This window comes from Mesorhizobium sp. WSM4844 (assembly GCF_055811775.1).
This window is the reverse complement of record NZ_JBVVQB010000046.1, coordinates 20,861-35,021: the sequence shown is the minus strand read 5'-3', so window position 1 is coordinate 35,021 and position 14,161 is coordinate 20,861. Positions and strand designations below refer to the sequence as shown.

General features: G+C 64.7%; 14 protein-coding genes. 7 read left to right on the top strand and 7 right to left on the bottom strand.

The window, feature by feature from the left end:
• Positions 1-203: 203 nt before the first annotated feature.
• Positions 204-2,081 carry an ABC-F family ATP-binding cassette domain-containing protein gene (locus AC0L2A_RS27255; protein WP_473611436.1) on the bottom strand — a complete coding sequence of 626 codons (1,878 nt, stop codon included), beginning with the start codon at positions 2,079-2,081 and terminating at the stop codon, positions 204-206.
• Positions 2,082-2,494: 413 nt separating this feature from the next.
• A complete protein-coding gene (locus tag AC0L2A_RS27250) occupies positions 2,495-2,680 on the bottom strand; it encodes a hypothetical protein (RefSeq protein ID WP_473611438.1) in 186 nt (61 codons plus the stop codon).
• A 150-nt stretch (positions 2,681-2,830) separates the two neighbouring features.
• Here AC0L2A_RS27250 and AC0L2A_RS27245 point away from each other — a divergent pair, with 150 nt between their 5' ends.
• The 3 genes from AC0L2A_RS27245 to AC0L2A_RS27235 all read left to right on the top strand — a co-directional run bounded on the left by AC0L2A_RS27245 (position 2,831) and on the right by AC0L2A_RS27235 (position 5,638).
• A complete protein-coding gene (locus AC0L2A_RS27245; RefSeq protein WP_077375704.1) occupies positions 2,831-3,001 on the top strand; it encodes a hypothetical protein in 171 nt (56 codons plus the stop codon).
• A gap of 94 nt (positions 3,002-3,095) precedes the next feature.
• Positions 3,096-5,177 carry an ATP-dependent helicase gene (locus AC0L2A_RS27240; protein ID WP_473611439.1) on the top strand — a complete coding sequence of 694 codons (2,082 nt, stop codon included), beginning with the start codon at positions 3,096-3,098 and terminating at the stop codon, positions 5,175-5,177.
• A 158-nt stretch (positions 5,178-5,335) separates the two neighbouring features.
• The gene (locus tag AC0L2A_RS27235; RefSeq protein WP_287216670.1) at positions 5,336-5,638 is read left to right on the top strand and encodes a DUF982 domain-containing protein; all 303 of its coding nucleotides are present in this window, start codon (positions 5,336-5,338) and stop codon (positions 5,636-5,638) included.
• 91 nt (positions 5,639-5,729) lie between these two features.
• Here the strand turns inward: AC0L2A_RS27235 and AC0L2A_RS27230 are convergent, their stop codons facing one another.
• Positions 5,730-6,242 carry a DinB family protein gene (locus tag AC0L2A_RS27230; protein ID WP_287216671.1) on the bottom strand — a complete coding sequence of 171 codons (513 nt, stop codon included), beginning with the start codon at positions 6,240-6,242 and terminating at the stop codon, positions 5,730-5,732.
• Between the two features lie 88 nt (positions 6,243-6,330).
• Between AC0L2A_RS27230 and AC0L2A_RS27225 the strand changes: the two genes are divergently transcribed.
• On the top strand, positions 6,331-7,023 hold the full coding sequence (locus tag AC0L2A_RS27225) for a glutathione S-transferase family protein (RefSeq protein WP_473611440.1): 693 nt from the start codon (positions 6,331-6,333) through the stop codon (positions 7,021-7,023).
• Between the two features lie 115 nt (positions 7,024-7,138).
• Here the strand turns inward: AC0L2A_RS27225 and AC0L2A_RS27220 are convergent, their stop codons facing one another.
• The gene (locus tag AC0L2A_RS27220) at positions 7,139-7,831 is read right to left on the bottom strand and encodes a glutathione S-transferase family protein (RefSeq protein ID WP_473611440.1); all 693 of its coding nucleotides are present in this window, start codon (positions 7,829-7,831) and stop codon (positions 7,139-7,141) included.
• An 88-nt stretch (positions 7,832-7,919) separates the two neighbouring features.
• On the opposite strand from AC0L2A_RS27220, the gene AC0L2A_RS27215 reads away from it, so the two are divergent.
• The gene (locus tag AC0L2A_RS27215; protein ID WP_287216671.1) at positions 7,920-8,432 is read left to right on the top strand and encodes a DinB family protein; all 513 of its coding nucleotides are present in this window, start codon (positions 7,920-7,922) and stop codon (positions 8,430-8,432) included.
• Between the two features lie 91 nt (positions 8,433-8,523).
• On the opposite strand, the gene AC0L2A_RS27210 is transcribed toward AC0L2A_RS27215, so the two are convergent.
• The 3 genes from AC0L2A_RS27210 to AC0L2A_RS27200 form a co-directional block, all read right to left on the bottom strand.
• Positions 8,524-8,826 (bottom strand): DUF982 domain-containing protein, encoded by a 303-nt coding sequence (locus AC0L2A_RS27210; RefSeq protein WP_287216670.1) that lies wholly within the window; start codon positions 8,824-8,826, stop codon positions 8,524-8,526.
• Positions 8,827-8,984: 158 nt separating this feature from the next.
• Complete coding sequence (locus AC0L2A_RS27205; protein WP_473611439.1) at positions 8,985-11,066, bottom strand: ATP-dependent helicase; 2,082 nt, start codon at positions 11,064-11,066, stop codon at positions 8,985-8,987.
• Positions 11,067-11,160: 94 nt separating this feature from the next.
• The gene (locus AC0L2A_RS27200; RefSeq protein ID WP_077375704.1) at positions 11,161-11,331 is read right to left on the bottom strand and encodes a hypothetical protein; all 171 of its coding nucleotides are present in this window, start codon (positions 11,329-11,331) and stop codon (positions 11,161-11,163) included.
• Between the two features lie 150 nt (positions 11,332-11,481).
• Between AC0L2A_RS27200 and AC0L2A_RS27195 the strand changes: the two genes are divergently transcribed.
• Entirely contained in the window at positions 11,482-11,667 is a 186-nt protein-coding gene (locus tag AC0L2A_RS27195; RefSeq protein WP_473611438.1) for a hypothetical protein, read from the top strand.
• 413 nt (positions 11,668-12,080) lie between these two features.
• Positions 12,081-13,958, top strand: coding sequence for an ABC-F family ATP-binding cassette domain-containing protein (locus tag AC0L2A_RS27190; RefSeq protein ID WP_473611436.1), 1,878 nt, complete (start codon positions 12,081-12,083; stop codon positions 13,956-13,958).
• Positions 13,959-14,161: the final 203 nt, after the last annotated feature.

Genomic DNA, 14,161 nt, shown 5'->3' with positions numbered 1-14,161 from the left:
CCCCCTGTGGTGTGGTGCCCTTTGGCTGGGCCCCCCCCCCAACCCCCCCCGGGGGGGGGTTTTTTGCCGCGCCGGGCCTCGGGGGGGCCCGCGGCGCGTGGAGCGCCGACATCTTTCGCGACGAAGTAACACGCTGGCGAACTACGCGAGACGACCCCCTCTGCCCTGCCGGGCATCTCCCCCTCAAGGGGGGAGATCACGCGCTACTCCGCCGTGCCTTCCTCGTACTCTGCCGACATCGACAGCCATTTTTCCTCGTGGCCTGCGAGTGTCTGGGCCAGTTGCGAGCGCTCCTTGGCCAGCCGTGTCGCCGTCGACGGGTCCTTTTCGTAGACCGCCGGATTGGCGAGTTCGTCCTCGATCAAGTCGATGCGCTTGCGAATGCGGTCCATCAGCGCTTCGGTGGCGCGGATCTCCTTGGCCAGCGGCTCGAAGGCGGCGCGGCGCGCTGCCGCGTCACGGCGGCGGTCGGCCTTCGAGGCCTTTTCGGCCTCGCGCTTGCCGCGGCGGTCGCCGGACACGCCGGTGACCAGCGTCTTGTAATCATCGAGGTCCCCGTCAAAAGGATTGACCGTCCCGTCCTTGACCAGCCACAGCCGGTCGGCCGTTGCCTCGAGCAGGTGGCGGTCGTGCGAGATCAGGATGACGGCGCCGGGAAACTCGTTCAGCGCATGGATCAACGATTCACGGCTGTCGATATCGAGATGGTTGGTCGGTTCGTCGAGGATGAACAGGTTTGGCCCCTCGAACGCCGACAGGCCCATCAACAGCCGCGCCTTCTCGCCGCCCGACAGGTCCTTGGCGGCGGTGTTCATCTTTTCGGTGGTCAGTCCGAACTGGGCGACACGGCCGCGCACCTTCGATTCCGGTGCTTCCGGCATCAGCCGGCGGACATGCTCATAGGCGTTTTCACTCGGTCGGAGATCGTCGAGTTGATGCTGGGCAAAGATCGCCACCTTCAGGCCGGGCGCCACCGTCATGGTGCCGGTCTCCTGCTTCAGGCGGCCGGACAGCAATTTGGCGAAGGTCGACTTGCCGTTGCCGTTGGCGCCGAGCAGCGCGATACGGTCGTCGGCATCGATGCGCAGCGTCATCTTCTTCAGGATCGGCTCACCCTCGACATAGCCGACATTGACGTTGTTGAGCGCAATGATCGGCGAGGCCACCGTCTTCACCGGCTCGGGAAAGGAGAACGGCCGCACATTGTCGTTCACAATCGCGGCGATCGGCTTCATCTTCTCCAGCGCCTTGATGCGCGACTGCGCCTGTCTCGCCTTGGAAGCCTTGGCGCGGAAGCGCTCGACGAAGGACTCCATGTGCTTGCGTGCGGCTTCCTGCTTGACCCTGCCCTTCTCCTGCAATTCGCGCTGCTCGGTGAATTGGCGCTCGAACTGGTCGTAGCCGCCGCGCCAGAAGGTCAGCTTCTTCTGGCAGAGATGGACGATCGAGTTGACGGCGCGGTTGAGCAGGTCGCGGTCATGCGAGATCAGCAGCACCGTGTGCGGATATTTCGACACGTAGTTTTCCAGCCACAGCGTGCCTTCGAGGTCGAGATAGTTGGTCGGCTCGTCGAGCAGCAGCAGATCGGGCTCGGCAAACAGCACCGCGGCGAGTGCGACGCGCATGCGCCAGCCGCCGGAGAACGACGAGGCCGGCCGCCGCTGGGCGGCGTCGTCGAAGCCGAGGCCGGCGAGGATGGTGGCGGCACGCGACTCGGCCGAATGGGCGTCGATATCGGCCAGCCGCATGTGGATGTCGGCGATGCGGTGCGGATCGGTCGCCGTCGTTTCCTCATCGAGCAATGCGGAGCGTTCGAGGTCGGCCTTGAGCACGATCTCGATCAGCGGCTCCTCGGTGCCGGGAGCCTCCTGCGCCACCTGGCCGATGCGCGTGTTCTTCGGCAGGCCGATCGAGCCGGTCTCGGAGGCGAGGTCGCCGGTGATCGCCTTGAACAAAGTGGTCTTGCCGGTGCCGTTGCGGCCGACAAGCCCTGCCTTGCTGCCGGCCGGCAAAGTCAGCGAGGCATGGTCAAGAAGCAGGCGTCCGGCCATGCGGAGCGAAAGGTCGTTGATGATCAGCATGGCCGCGCTTTTGCACGGGACGTCAGCGCTTCGCAAGACCTCGAGCGCCGGTTGGCCGCATAACGCATGAAAATGGCCGCCAGCGGCGGGTTGCCCGGTGCCGCGGGCGGACAAAGAAGACGGGAGAAAGAAGACGTTTGATCCGATCGCCGGCCTCGCCGATCAAACGACTCCGGGCTGGGTCGGGAACCGGCTGCGATGGCGTGGCGCCTGGCGAGCATCGGCTCCTCGCAGCCGAAAACTGCGCATTTGTCAGTCAATTGCCGGTGCAAGGCGGTCGTCTTCGGCTATCGCGTCATGACGCGAGGGCAAGACTCAGCTATGTCTAGGTGTGCGGCGGACCTGATACCCGCCTGGCCGGCGTCATCGCTCCCCTCCCAAGCGGCGCCGGCCATCTTTCCTACAGGCTTCCATCACTGCGCCGGCGGCGCGGCGGGTTGATCATCGCCTGGTGTCGCGTTGGGCGCAGGGTCGACCTGCGGGTTTTGATCGGCGCCTGGAGCCTTTGTCGGTGGAATGTTGTTGTCGCAGGCCGCGACAGCCAGCGCTGCGGCCAAAACGAGCCAGGTCGGGGCCAGCAAGATTGAGAGTTTGTTCATCGCAACCTCCTGTCACCGGGCAAACGAGACGGTGCCGATTTGGTTGCACGCTCGGGCAGAACTTGGGCCCGTTTTGGAGCCCGGGATCAAAACGAGAGAGGGGGAACAAAACGCCGGCTCCTCGGTTGGTCCACACCAATGGAGAAAATCATGATCCGTCTGCTCATAGCCGGGGCTGCCGTCTATGTGGCCTACCGCATCGTCAGGGAAATCGTCGACGAGGTGCCCGACGACTTCGATCCGCTGTTGCTGCCGCCTCCCGATGACGACAAGTCGCTGCCGCGGCAGTCAGCGGCGATGGGCGTGGAGCCGCAGCGCTAGTTTCGGTTCGTCGGTCGGGCGCCAGCAGGATCGAACGCATCGGTCGCACGTACGAAAGCGTTGCGAACAAAGCAGAAACGATGCTTGATGGGCAATGAACCTCGCTGCCCGTGATTCGACCTTCCGGCCTGCCTATCTCGCAAAGCTGAATGCTGAGCAGTGCGTTGCCGTCGAGCATGGCGACGGCAAGGTCGCCGGGCCGCTGCTGGTGATCGCCGGGGCCGGCTCCGGCAAGACCAGCACGCTGGCGCATCGCGTCGCGCATCTGATCGTCAGGGGCGCCGACCCGAGGCGCATCCTTTTGATGACGTTTTCGCGTCGCGCCGCATCGGAATTGGCCAAGCGCGTCGAGCGCATCGCCGGCGAGGTGCTCGGCCGCGATGCATCCGTCATCACCGATGCACTCACCTGGGCCGGCACGTTTCACGGCATCGGCGCCAGGCTGCTGCGCGACTACGCGCTGGAGATCGGCCTCGATCCGGCCTTCACCATCCACGACCGCGAGGATTCGGCCGACCTGATGAACCTCGCCAGGCACGAACTCGGCTTCTCGAAAACCGAAGGCCGTTTTCCGACCAAGGGCACCTGCCTGGCGATCTATTCGCGTGCCGTCAACGCGCAGGCGCCGCTCGGCGAAGTATTGGGTTCGGTGTTCCCCTGGTGCGCGGGGTGGGCAGAACAGCTCAAGGCGCTGTTCGCCCGATATGTCGAGGCCAAGCAGGCGCAGAACGTGCTCGATTACGACGACCTGCTGCTCTACTGGGCGCAGATGGCCGGCGAGCCGGAGATATCGGCGCATCTGGGTGGGCGTTTCGACCATGTGCTGGTCGATGAATACCAGGACACCAACCGGCTGCAGGCCTCGATCCTTGCGGCGCTCAAGCCGGACGGATCCGGGCTGACGGTGGTCGGCGACGATGCGCAGTCGATCTATTCGTTTCGCGCCGCGGAAGTGCGCAACATCCTCGACTTTCCAAAACAGTTCGCCCGGCCGGCCGAGATCGTCATGCTGGAGCGCAACTACCGCTCGACCGAGACCATCCTGGCCGCCGCCAATGCGGTGATCGGCGAGGCCTCGGAGCGCTTTACCAAGAACCTGTGGTCGGAGCGCAAATCGACGGAAAAGCCGATGCTGGTCAGCGTCCGCGACGAGGCCGAGCAGGCGAGTTACGTCTGTCAGGCGATCCTGACCGAGCGCGAGGCCGGCACGGCGCTGAAGGCGCAGGCCGTGCTGTTTCGCGCTTCGCACCACAGCGGGCCGCTGGAGATCGAGCTGACGCGCCGCAACATCCCGTTCGTCAAGTTCGGCGGGCTGAAGTTCCTCGACGCCGCCCATGTCAAGGACGTGCTGGCGGTGCTGCGCTTCGCCGAGAACCCGCGCGACCGCGTCGCCGGCTTTCGCGTGCTGCAGCTTTTGCCCGGCATCGGCCCTTCGGCGGCTTCGCAGATCGTCGACACCATGGCGACGTCGCTCGACGAAGCAATGGGGCTGGCGCGCTACCGCCCGCCGCAACGCGCCGCCGACGACTGGCCGGGTTTCGTCGCGCTGTTCTCGCAGCTTCGCGCCGGGTCGGGAAAATGGCCTGTTGACCTCGAACAGGTCAGGCTCTGGTATGAGCCGCATCTCGACCGCATCCACGAGGACGCGACGACACGCCGGGCCGATATTCTGCAGCTCGAACAGATCGCCTCGGGCTATGCCTCGCGCGAGCGTTTCCTCACCGAACTGACCCTCGATCCGCCGGATGCAACCAGCGACGAGGCTGGGCCGCCGCATCGCGACGAGGACTATCTGATCCTGTCGACCATCCACTCGGCCAAGGGCCAGGAATGGAAGAACGTCTTCGTGCTCAACACCGTCGACGGCTGCATCCCGATCGATCTCGCCGTCGGCTCGAAGGAGGATATCGACGAGGAGCGCCGCCTGCTCTACGTGGCGATGACGCGGGCCAAGGACGGCCTGCACCTGGTCATGCCGCAGCGCTTTTTCGTCCACGGCCAGGCGGCGCGCGGCGATCGCCATGTTTACGCCTCGCGCACCCGCTTCATCCCGGCCTCGATCCTCGGCGCCTTCGAACAGACATCGTGGGCGAGCGTCCAGGCCAAGGATGATCCGCGCCGCCAGCCGCAAGTGCGCGTCGACCTTGGCGCCCGCATGCGCGACATGTGGAAATAGGCCGCTCTTCGGCACGACGCTCATGCCACGGAGCCTGGTGGCGAAAATCAAATTTCGGCAACATGGAACCTGATGCCGCAATCCGCGTTTCTGGGCGTCCTACCCCCGGTCGGAGAGCGGCGTCCGCCCGTCACCTCCGCCCAATTCGAGAGGCCAGAATGCACGATAAGACTTTTTTCACCCCGGTCGCCGTAACCGTCGGCGCCGGCCATAAGCGCATGATCGCTTCGCTGTTCGACATGCATGAGTTCCTGACCGAGTTCCCGCCATCGCGGCGACGCCTGAGCTATGGCGCGGCGGTGAAGGCCTGCGAGGCGGCACGCGCCGGCGAGATCTCGCCCGAAGCGGCGTGCGATGCCCTGATCAGCTTCGCGGCGGCGGCAGGCATTCTCTGGCCTTCGGCGCAGCCGGCAGTCTCGGTCAAGCCGATCGCCCGCGGCCAGGGCGGATACGCCGCCTGACTGGCCAGGCCTGTTTTGAGACTATAGCCCGTCGAAGTTGCTGTTCCCCTTCGACGGGTTTTCCTGTCAATTCGATCCGGATGATCCGAAATCATGCGTAGGCGCGGCCCTCTTCGCTGCGCTGGAACAGCGTCAGGTCGAGCGGCACCGAAGGCCGGCCGAGAATGGTCAGGATCGCGTGCGCCTGGCCGCGGTGATGGGTCTGGTGATTGAAGAAATGATCAAGCGCCGGCGCCAATCGCTGCGAGACGGTGCGCATGTCGGAGACGGTCATGTAGGAGAAGCGGCCGGACAAAGCCTTGTCGCTTGACGCCCCCACCCAGTCGATGATCCTTCTGTCTTCGGCCTCGCGCGCCAGCCGCAAGCCCGGCAGGGCGCGGTGCAGGATCGTGTCGAGCCTGGCCGGCGCGTCGCCCTCGCCGGTAAAGCGCCTCATCCAGATGCGATCGGCAGTCAGGACATGGTTGAGCGTGCCCATCATCGAGCCGAAGAAGACCCCGACGTTGCGGTGAAAATCTTCCTCGTCGAGATCGGCGGCGGCATCGTAGATGCGGCTATTGGCCCATTGATTGTAGGCAGCAAACATCATGAAGTGCTGTTTCATCGTTTTCTCCGGCCCGCGAGACCCCGTATCGGGTGCTTACCGCAAGGCCCGAACGTCGCTCTAGTAGACCGCAGGGAAGCTGCCGCCAATGACCATTCTGCTCTATGATCTCGTCGGACGCGATGGCGCCCGTCCGTTCAGCCCGCATTGCTGGAAGGCGACGATGGCGATTGCCCACAAGGGCCTCGATATCTCAACCGTGCCGACACGCTTTCTCGAAGTGCCCACCGTTGAAGGCGGCGTTTCAAAACTCGTTCCGGTGATCCGCGACGGCGAGAAGGTGGTCGCCGATTCATTCGCCATCGCGCTCTATCTCGACGAGGCCTATCCAGAGCGACCGACATTGTTTTGCGGCGACGGCGGCAAGGCGATGGCGCGCTTCGTCGAACGCTGGTCGCAACTGACCATCCACCCCTATGTCACCACTGCGGCAATCATGGACCTGCACGCCATGCAGGACGAGGCCAACGCCACCTATTTTCGCCAAAACCGCGAGCAGCGCTTCGGCCAGAGACTGGAAGAGGTGGTGGCGGCGCGGGACGCCGGCCTTGGTGCCTTCCGTACCTCGCTGGAACCATTGCGCTCGATGCTTGCCTATCAGCCGTTCATCGGCGGCCAATCACCGCTGTTTGCCGACTACATCGTCTTCGGCGCGCTGCAATGGGCGCGCATCGCCTCACCCTACCGGTTGCTCGACGACAGCGATGTGGTGGCGCAGTGGTTCGAGCGCTGCCTCGACCTGCATGATGGGCTCGGCCGCAAGGTGGCGGCGGCTTCATAGGGGAGTAGGGGAGTAGGGGAGTAAGGGAGTAAGGGAGTAAGGTAAGCAGTAGGGCAGTAGGTATGCGCGCCGACGCTAACCTCGTTACTCCCTACTCCCCTACTCCCCTACTCCCCTATGAAGCCGCCGCCACCTTGCGGCCGAGCCCATCATGCAGGTCGAGGCAGCGCTCGAACCACTGCGCCACCACATCGCTGTCGTCGAGCAACCGGTAGGGTGAGGCGATGCGCGCCCATTGCAGCGCGCCGAAGACGATGTAGTCGGCAAACAGCGGTGATTGGCCGCCGATGAACGGCTGATAGGCAAGCATCGAGCGCAATGGTTCCAGCGAGGTACGGAAGGCACCAAGGCCGGCGTCCCGCGCCGCCACCACCTCTTCCAGTCTCTGGCCGAAGCGCTGCTCGCGGTTTTGGCGAAAATAGGTGGCGTTGGCCTCGTCCTGCATGGCGTGCAGGTCCATGATTGCCGCAGTGGTGACATAGGGGTGGATGGTCAGTTGCGACCAGCGTTCGACGAAGCGCGCCATCGCCTTGCCGCCGTCGCCGCAAAACAATGTCGGTCGCTCTGGATAGGCCTCGTCGAGATAGAGCGCGATGGCGAATGAATCGGCGACCACCTTCTCGCCGTCGCGGATCACCGGAACGAGTTTTGAAACGCCGCCTTCAACGGTGGGCACTTCGAGAAAGCGTGTCGGCACGGTTGAGATATCGAGGCCCTTGTGGGCAATCGCCATCGTCGCCTTCCAGCAATGCGGGCTGAACGGACGGGCGCCATCGCGTCCGACGAGATCATAGAGCAGAATGGTCATTGGCGGCAGCTTCCCTGCGGTCTACTAGAGCGACGTTCGGGCCTTGCGGTAAGCACCCGATACGGGGTCTCGCGGGCCGGAGAAAACGATGAAACAGCACTTCATGATGTTTGCTGCCTACAATCAATGGGCCAATAGCCGCATCTACGATGCCGCCGCCGATCTCGACGAGGAAGATTTTCACCGCAACGTCGGGGTCTTCTTCGGCTCGATGATGGGCACGCTCAACCATGTCCTGACTGCCGATCGCATCTGGATGAGGCGCTTTACCGGCGAGGGCGACGCGCCGGCCAGGCTCGACACGATCCTGCACCGCGCCCTGCCGGGCTTGCGGCTGGCGCGCGAGGCCGAAGACAGAAGGATCATCGACTGGGTGGGGGCGTCAAGCGACAAGGCTTTGTCCGGCCGCTTCTCCTACATGACCGTCTCCGACATGCGCACCGTCTCGCAGCGATTGGCGCCGGCGCTTGATCATTTCTTCAATCACCAGACCCATCACCGCGGCCAGGCGCACGCGATCCTGACCATTCTCGGCCGGCCTTCGGTGCCGCTCGACCTGACGCTGTTCCAGCGCAGCGAAGAGGGCCGCGCCTACGCATGATTTCGGATCATCCGGATCGAATTGACAGGAAAACCCGTCGAAGGGGAACAGCAACTTCGACGGGCTATAGTCTCAAAACAGGCCTGGCCAGTCAGGCGGCGTATCCGCCCTGGCCGCGGGCGATCGGCTTGACCGAGACTGCCGGCTGCGCCGAAGGCCAGAGAATGCCTGCCGCCGCCGCGAAGCTGATCAGGGCATCGCACGCCGCTTCGGGCGAGATCTCGCCGGCGCGTGCCGCCTCGCAGGCCTTCACCGCCGCGCCATAGCTCAGGCGTCGCCGCGATGGCGGGAACTCGGTCAGGAACTCATGCATGTCGAACAGCGAAGCGATCATGCGCTTATGGCCGGCGCCGACGGTTACGGCGACCGGGGTGAAAAAAGTCTTATCGTGCATTCTGGCCTCTCGAATTGGGCGGAGGTGACGGGCGGACGCCGCTCTCCGACCGGGGGTAGGACGCCCAGAAACGCGGATTGCGGCATCAGGTTCCATGTTGCCGAAATTTGATTTTCGCCACCAGGCTCCGTGGCATGAGCGTCGTGCCGAAGAGCGGCCTATTTCCACATGTCGCGCATGCGGGCGCCAAGGTCGACGCGCACTTGCGGCTGGCGGCGCGGATCATCCTTGGCCTGGACGCTCGCCCACGATGTCTGTTCGAAGGCGCCGAGGATCGAGGCCGGGATGAAGCGGGTGCGCGAGGCGTAAACATGGCGATCGCCGCGCGCCGCCTGGCCGTGGACGAAAAAGCGCTGCGGCATGACCAGGTGCAGGCCGTCCTTGGCCCGCGTCATCGCCACGTAGAGCAGGCGGCGCTCCTCGTCGATATCCTCCTTCGAGCCGACGGCGAGATCGATCGGGATGCAGCCGTCGACGGTGTTGAGCACGAAGACGTTCTTCCATTCCTGGCCCTTGGCCGAGTGGATGGTCGACAGGATCAGATAGTCCTCGTCGCGATGCGGCGGCCCAGCCTCGTCGCTGGTTGCATCCGGCGGATCGAGGGTCAGTTCGGTGAGGAAACGCTCGCGCGAGGCATAGCCCGAGGCGATCTGTTCGAGCTGCAGAATATCGGCCCGGCGTGTCGTCGCGTCCTCGTGGATGCGGTCGAGATGCGGCTCATACCAGAGCCTGACCTGTTCGAGGTCAACAGGCCATTTTCCCGACCCGGCGCGAAGCTGCGAGAACAGCGCGACGAAACCCGGCCAGTCGTCGGCGGCGCGTTGCGGCGGGCGGTAGCGCGCCAGCCCCATTGCTTCGTCGAGCGACGTCGCCATGGTGTCGACGATCTGCGAAGCCGCCGAAGGGCCGATGCCGGGCAAAAGCTGCAGCACGCGAAAGCCGGCGACGCGGTCGCGCGGGTTCTCGGCGAAGCGCAGCACCGCCAGCACGTCCTTGACATGGGCGGCGTCGAGGAACTTCAGCCCGCCGAACTTGACGAACGGGATGTTGCGGCGCGTCAGCTCGATCTCCAGCGGCCCGCTGTGGTGCGAAGCGCGAAACAGCACGGCCTGCGCCTTCAGCGCCGTGCCGGCCTCGCGCTCGGTCAGGATCGCCTGACAGACGTAACTCGCCTGCTCGGCCTCGTCGCGGACGCTGACCAGCATCGGCTTTTCCGTCGATTTGCGCTCCGACCACAGGTTCTTGGTAAAGCGCTCCGAGGCCTCGCCGATCACCGCATTGGCGGCGGCCAGGATGGTCTCGGTCGAGCGGTAGTTGCGCTCCAGCATGACGATCTCGGCCGGCCGGGCGAACTGTTTTGGAAAGTCGAGGATGTTGCGCACTTCCGCGGCGCGAAACGAATAGATCGACTGCGCATCGTCGCCGACCACCGTCAGCCCGGATCCGTCCGGCTTGAGCGCCGCAAGGATCGAGGCCTGCAGCCGGTTGGTGTCCTGGTATTCATCGACCAGCACATGGTCGAAACGCCCACCCAGATGCGCCGATATCTCCGGCTCGCCGGCCATCTGCGCCCAGTAGAGCAGCAGGTCGTCGTAATCGAGCACGTTCTGCGCCTGCTTGGCCTCGACATATCGGGCGAACAGCGCCTTGAGCTGTTCTGCCCACCCCGCGCACCAGGGGAACACCGAACCCAATACTTCGCCGAGCGGCGCCTGCGCGTTGACGGCACGCGAATAGATCGCCAGGCAGGTGCCCTTGGTCGGAAAACGGCCTTCGGTTTTCGAGAAGCCGAGTTCGTGCCTGGCGAGGTTCATCAGGTCGGCCGAATCCTCGCGGTCGTGGATGGTGAAGGCCGGATCGAGGCCGATCTCCAGCGCGTAGTCGCGCAGCAGCCTGGCGCCGATGCCGTGAAACGTGCCGGCCCAGGTGAGTGCATCGGTGATGACGGATGCATCGCGGCCGAGCACCTCGCCGGCGATGCGCTCGACGCGCTTGGCCAATTCCGATGCGGCGCGACGCGAAAACGTCATCAAAAGGATGCGCCTCGGGTCGGCGCCCCTGACGATCAGATGCGCGACGCGATGCGCCAGCGTGCTGGTCTTGCCGGAGCCGGCCCCGGCGATCACCAGCAGCGGCCCGGCGACCTTGCCGTCGCCATGCTCGACGGCAACGCACTGCTCAGCATTCAGCTTTGCGAGATAGGCAGGCCGGAAGGTCGAATCACGGGCAGCGAGGTTCATTGCCCATCAAGCATCGTTTCTGCTTTGTTCGCAACGCTTTCGTACGTGCGACCGATGCGTTCGATCCTGCTGGCGCCCGACCGACGAACCGAAACTAGCGCTGCGGCTCCACGCCCATCGCCGCTGACTGCCGCGGCAGCGACTTGTCGTCATCGGGAGGCGGCAGCAACAGCGGATCGAAGTCGTCGGGCACCTCGTCGACGATTTCCCTGACGATGCGGTAGGCCACATAGACGGCAGCCCCGGCTATGAGCAGACGGATCATGATTTTCTCCATTGGTGTGGACCAACCGAGGAGCCGGCGTTTTGTTCCCCCTCTCTCGTTTTGATCCCGGGCTCCAAAACGGGCCCAAGTTCTGCCCGAGCGTGCAACCAAATCGGCACCGTCTCGTTTGCCCGGTGACAGGAGGTTGCGATGAACAAACTCTCAATCTTGCTGGCCCCGACCTGGCTCGTTTTGGCCGCAGCGCTGGCTGTCGCGGCCTGCGACAACAACATTCCACCGACAAAGGCTCCAGGCGCCGATCAAAACCCGCAGGTCGACCCTGCGCCCAACGCGACACCAGGCGATGATCAACCCGCCGCGCCGCCGGCGCAGTGATGGAAGCCTGTAGGAAAGATGGCCGGCGCCGCTTGGGAGGGGAGCGATGACGCCGGCCAGGCGGGTATCAGGTCCGCCGCACACCTAGACATAGCTGAGTCTTGCCCTCGCGTCATGACGCGATAGCCGAAGACGACCGCCTTGCACCGGCAATTGACTGACAAATGCGCAGTTTTCGGCTGCGAGGAGCCGATGCTCGCCAGGCGCCACGCCATCGCAGCCGGTTCCCGACCCAGCCCGGAGTCGTTTGATCGGCGAGGCCGGCGATCGGATCAAACGTCTTCTTTCTCCCGTCTTCTTTGTCCGCCCGCGGCACCGGGCAACCCGCCGCTGGCGGCCATTTTCATGCGTTATGCGGCCAACCGGCGCTCGAGGTCTTGCGAAGCGCTGACGTCCCGTGCAAAAGCGCGGCCATGCTGATCATCAACGACCTTTCGCTCCGCATGGCCGGACGCCTGCTTCTTGACCATGCCTCGCTGACTTTGCCGGCCGGCAGCAAGGCAGGGCTTGTCGGCCGCAACGGCACCGGCAAGACCACTTTGTTCAAGGCGATCACCGGCGACCTCGCCTCCGAGACCGGCTCGATCGGCCTGCCGAAGAACACGCGCATCGGCCAGGTGGCGCAGGAGGCTCCCGGCACCGAGGAGCCGCTGATCGAGATCGTGCTCAAGGCCGACCTCGAACGCTCCGCATTGCTCGATGAGGAAACGACGGCGACCGATCCGCACCGCATCGCCGACATCCACATGCGGCTGGCCGATATCGACGCCCATTCGGCCGAGTCGCGTGCCGCCACCATCCTCGCCGGCCTCGGCTTCGACGACGCCGCCCAGCGGCGGCCGGCCTCGTCGTTCTCCGGCGGCTGGCGCATGCGCGTCGCACTCGCCGCGGTGCTGTTTGCCGAGCCCGATCTGCTGCTGCTCGACGAGCCGACCAACTATCTCGACCTCGAAGGCACGCTGTGGCTGGAAAACTACGTGTCGAAATATCCGCACACGGTGCTGCTGATCTCGCATGACCGCGACCTGCTCAACCGCGCCGTCAACTCGATCGTCCATCTCTGCCAGAAGAAGCTGACCTTCTGGCGCGGCGGCTACGACCAGTTCGAGCGCCAATTCACCGAGCAGCGCGAATTGCAGGAGAAGGGCAGGGTCAAGCAGGAAGCCGCACGCAAGCACATGGAGTCCTTCGTCGAGCGCTTCCGCGCCAAGGCTTCCAAGGCGAGACAGGCGCAGTCGCGCATCAAGGCGCTGGAGAAGATGAAGCCGATCGCCGCGATTGTGAACGACAATGTGCGGCCGTTCTCCTTTCCCGAGCCGGTGAAGACGGTGGCCTCGCCGATCATTGCGCTCAACAACGTCAATGTCGGCTATGTCGAGGGTGAGCCGATCCTGAAGAAGATGACGCTGCGCATCGATGCCGACGACCGTATCGCGCTGCTCGGCGCCAACGGCAACGGCAAGTCGACCTTCGCCAAATTGCTGTCCGGCCGCCTGAAGCAGGAGACCGGCACCATGACGGTGGCGCCCGGCCTGAAGGTGGCGATCTTTGCCCAGCATCAACTCGACGATCTCCGACCGAGTGAAAACGCCTATGAGCATGTCCGCCGGCTGATGCCGGAAGCACCGGAATCGAAGGTGCGCGGCCGTGTCGCCCAGTTCGGACTGACCACCGAAAAGATGAACACCGCCGCCAAGGACCTGTCGGGCGGCGAGAAGGCGCGGCTGTTGATGGGCCTGTCGGCGTTCGAGGGGCCAAACCTGTTCATCCTCGACGAACCGACCAACCATCTCGATATCGACAGCCGTGAATCGTTGATCCATGCGCTGAACGAGTTTCCCGGCGCCGTCATCCTGATCTCGCACGACCGCCACCTGCTCGAGGCAACGGCCGACCGGCTGTGGCTGGTCAAGGACGGGACGGTCAATCCTTTTGACGGGGACCTCGATGATTACAAGACGCTGGTCACCGGCGTGTCCGGCGACCGCCGCGGCAAGCGCGAGGCCGAAAAGGCCTCGAAGGCCGACCGCCGCCGTGACGCGGCAGCGCGCCGCGCCGCCTTCGAGCCGCTGGCCAAGGAGATCCGCGCCACCGAAGCGCTGATGGACCGCATTCGCAAGCGCATCGACTTGATCGAGGACGAACTCGCCAATCCGGCGGTCTACGAAAAGGACCCGTCGACGGCGACACGGCTGGCCAAGGAGCGCTCGCAACTGGCCCAGACACTCGCAGGCCACGAGGAAAAATGGCTGTCGATGTCGGCAGAGTACGAGGAAGGCACGGCGGAGTAGCGCGTGATCTCCCCCCTTGAGGGGGAGATGCCCGGCAGGGCAGAGGGGGTCGTCTCGCGTAGTTCGCCAGCGTGTTACTTCGTCGCGAAAGATGTCGGCGCTCCACGCGCCGCGGGCCCCCCCGAGGCCCGGCGCGGCAAAAAACCCCCCCCCGGGGGGGGTTGGGGGGGGGGCCCAGCCAAAGGGCACCACACCACAGGGGG

Bases quoted from the DNA above. Each gene is read 5' to 3' on its own strand.
- AC0L2A_RS27190 (WP_473611436.1), top strand. From the start codon at position 12,081: ATGCTGATCATCAACGACCTTTCGCTCCGCATGGCCGGACGCCTGCTT.
- AC0L2A_RS27210 (WP_287216670.1), bottom strand. From the start codon at position 8,826: ATGCACGATAAGACTTTTTTCACCCCGGTCGCCGTAACCGTCGGCGCC.
- AC0L2A_RS27250 (WP_473611438.1), bottom strand. From the start codon at position 2,680: ATGAACAAACTCTCAATCTTGCTGGCCCCGACCTGGCTCGTTTTGGCC.
- AC0L2A_RS27215 (WP_287216671.1), top strand. From the start codon at position 7,920: ATGAAACAGCACTTCATGATGTTTGCTGCCTACAATCAATGGGCCAAT.
- AC0L2A_RS27195 (WP_473611438.1), top strand. From the start codon at position 11,482: ATGAACAAACTCTCAATCTTGCTGGCCCCGACCTGGCTCGTTTTGGCC.
- AC0L2A_RS27220 (WP_473611440.1), bottom strand. From the start codon at position 7,831: ATGACCATTCTGCTCTATGATCTCGTCGGACGCGATGGCGCCCGTCCG.
- AC0L2A_RS27235 (WP_287216670.1), top strand. From the start codon at position 5,336: ATGCACGATAAGACTTTTTTCACCCCGGTCGCCGTAACCGTCGGCGCC.
- AC0L2A_RS27200 (WP_077375704.1), bottom strand. From the start codon at position 11,331: ATGATCCGTCTGCTCATAGCCGGGGCTGCCGTCTATGTGGCCTACCGC.
- AC0L2A_RS27255 (WP_473611436.1), bottom strand. From the start codon at position 2,081: ATGCTGATCATCAACGACCTTTCGCTCCGCATGGCCGGACGCCTGCTT.
- AC0L2A_RS27205 (WP_473611439.1), bottom strand. From the start codon at position 11,066: ATGAACCTCGCTGCCCGTGATTCGACCTTCCGGCCTGCCTATCTCGCA.
- AC0L2A_RS27230 (WP_287216671.1), bottom strand. From the start codon at position 6,242: ATGAAACAGCACTTCATGATGTTTGCTGCCTACAATCAATGGGCCAAT.
- AC0L2A_RS27225 (WP_473611440.1), top strand. From the start codon at position 6,331: ATGACCATTCTGCTCTATGATCTCGTCGGACGCGATGGCGCCCGTCCG.
- AC0L2A_RS27240 (WP_473611439.1), top strand. From the start codon at position 3,096: ATGAACCTCGCTGCCCGTGATTCGACCTTCCGGCCTGCCTATCTCGCA.
- AC0L2A_RS27245 (WP_077375704.1), top strand. From the start codon at position 2,831: ATGATCCGTCTGCTCATAGCCGGGGCTGCCGTCTATGTGGCCTACCGC.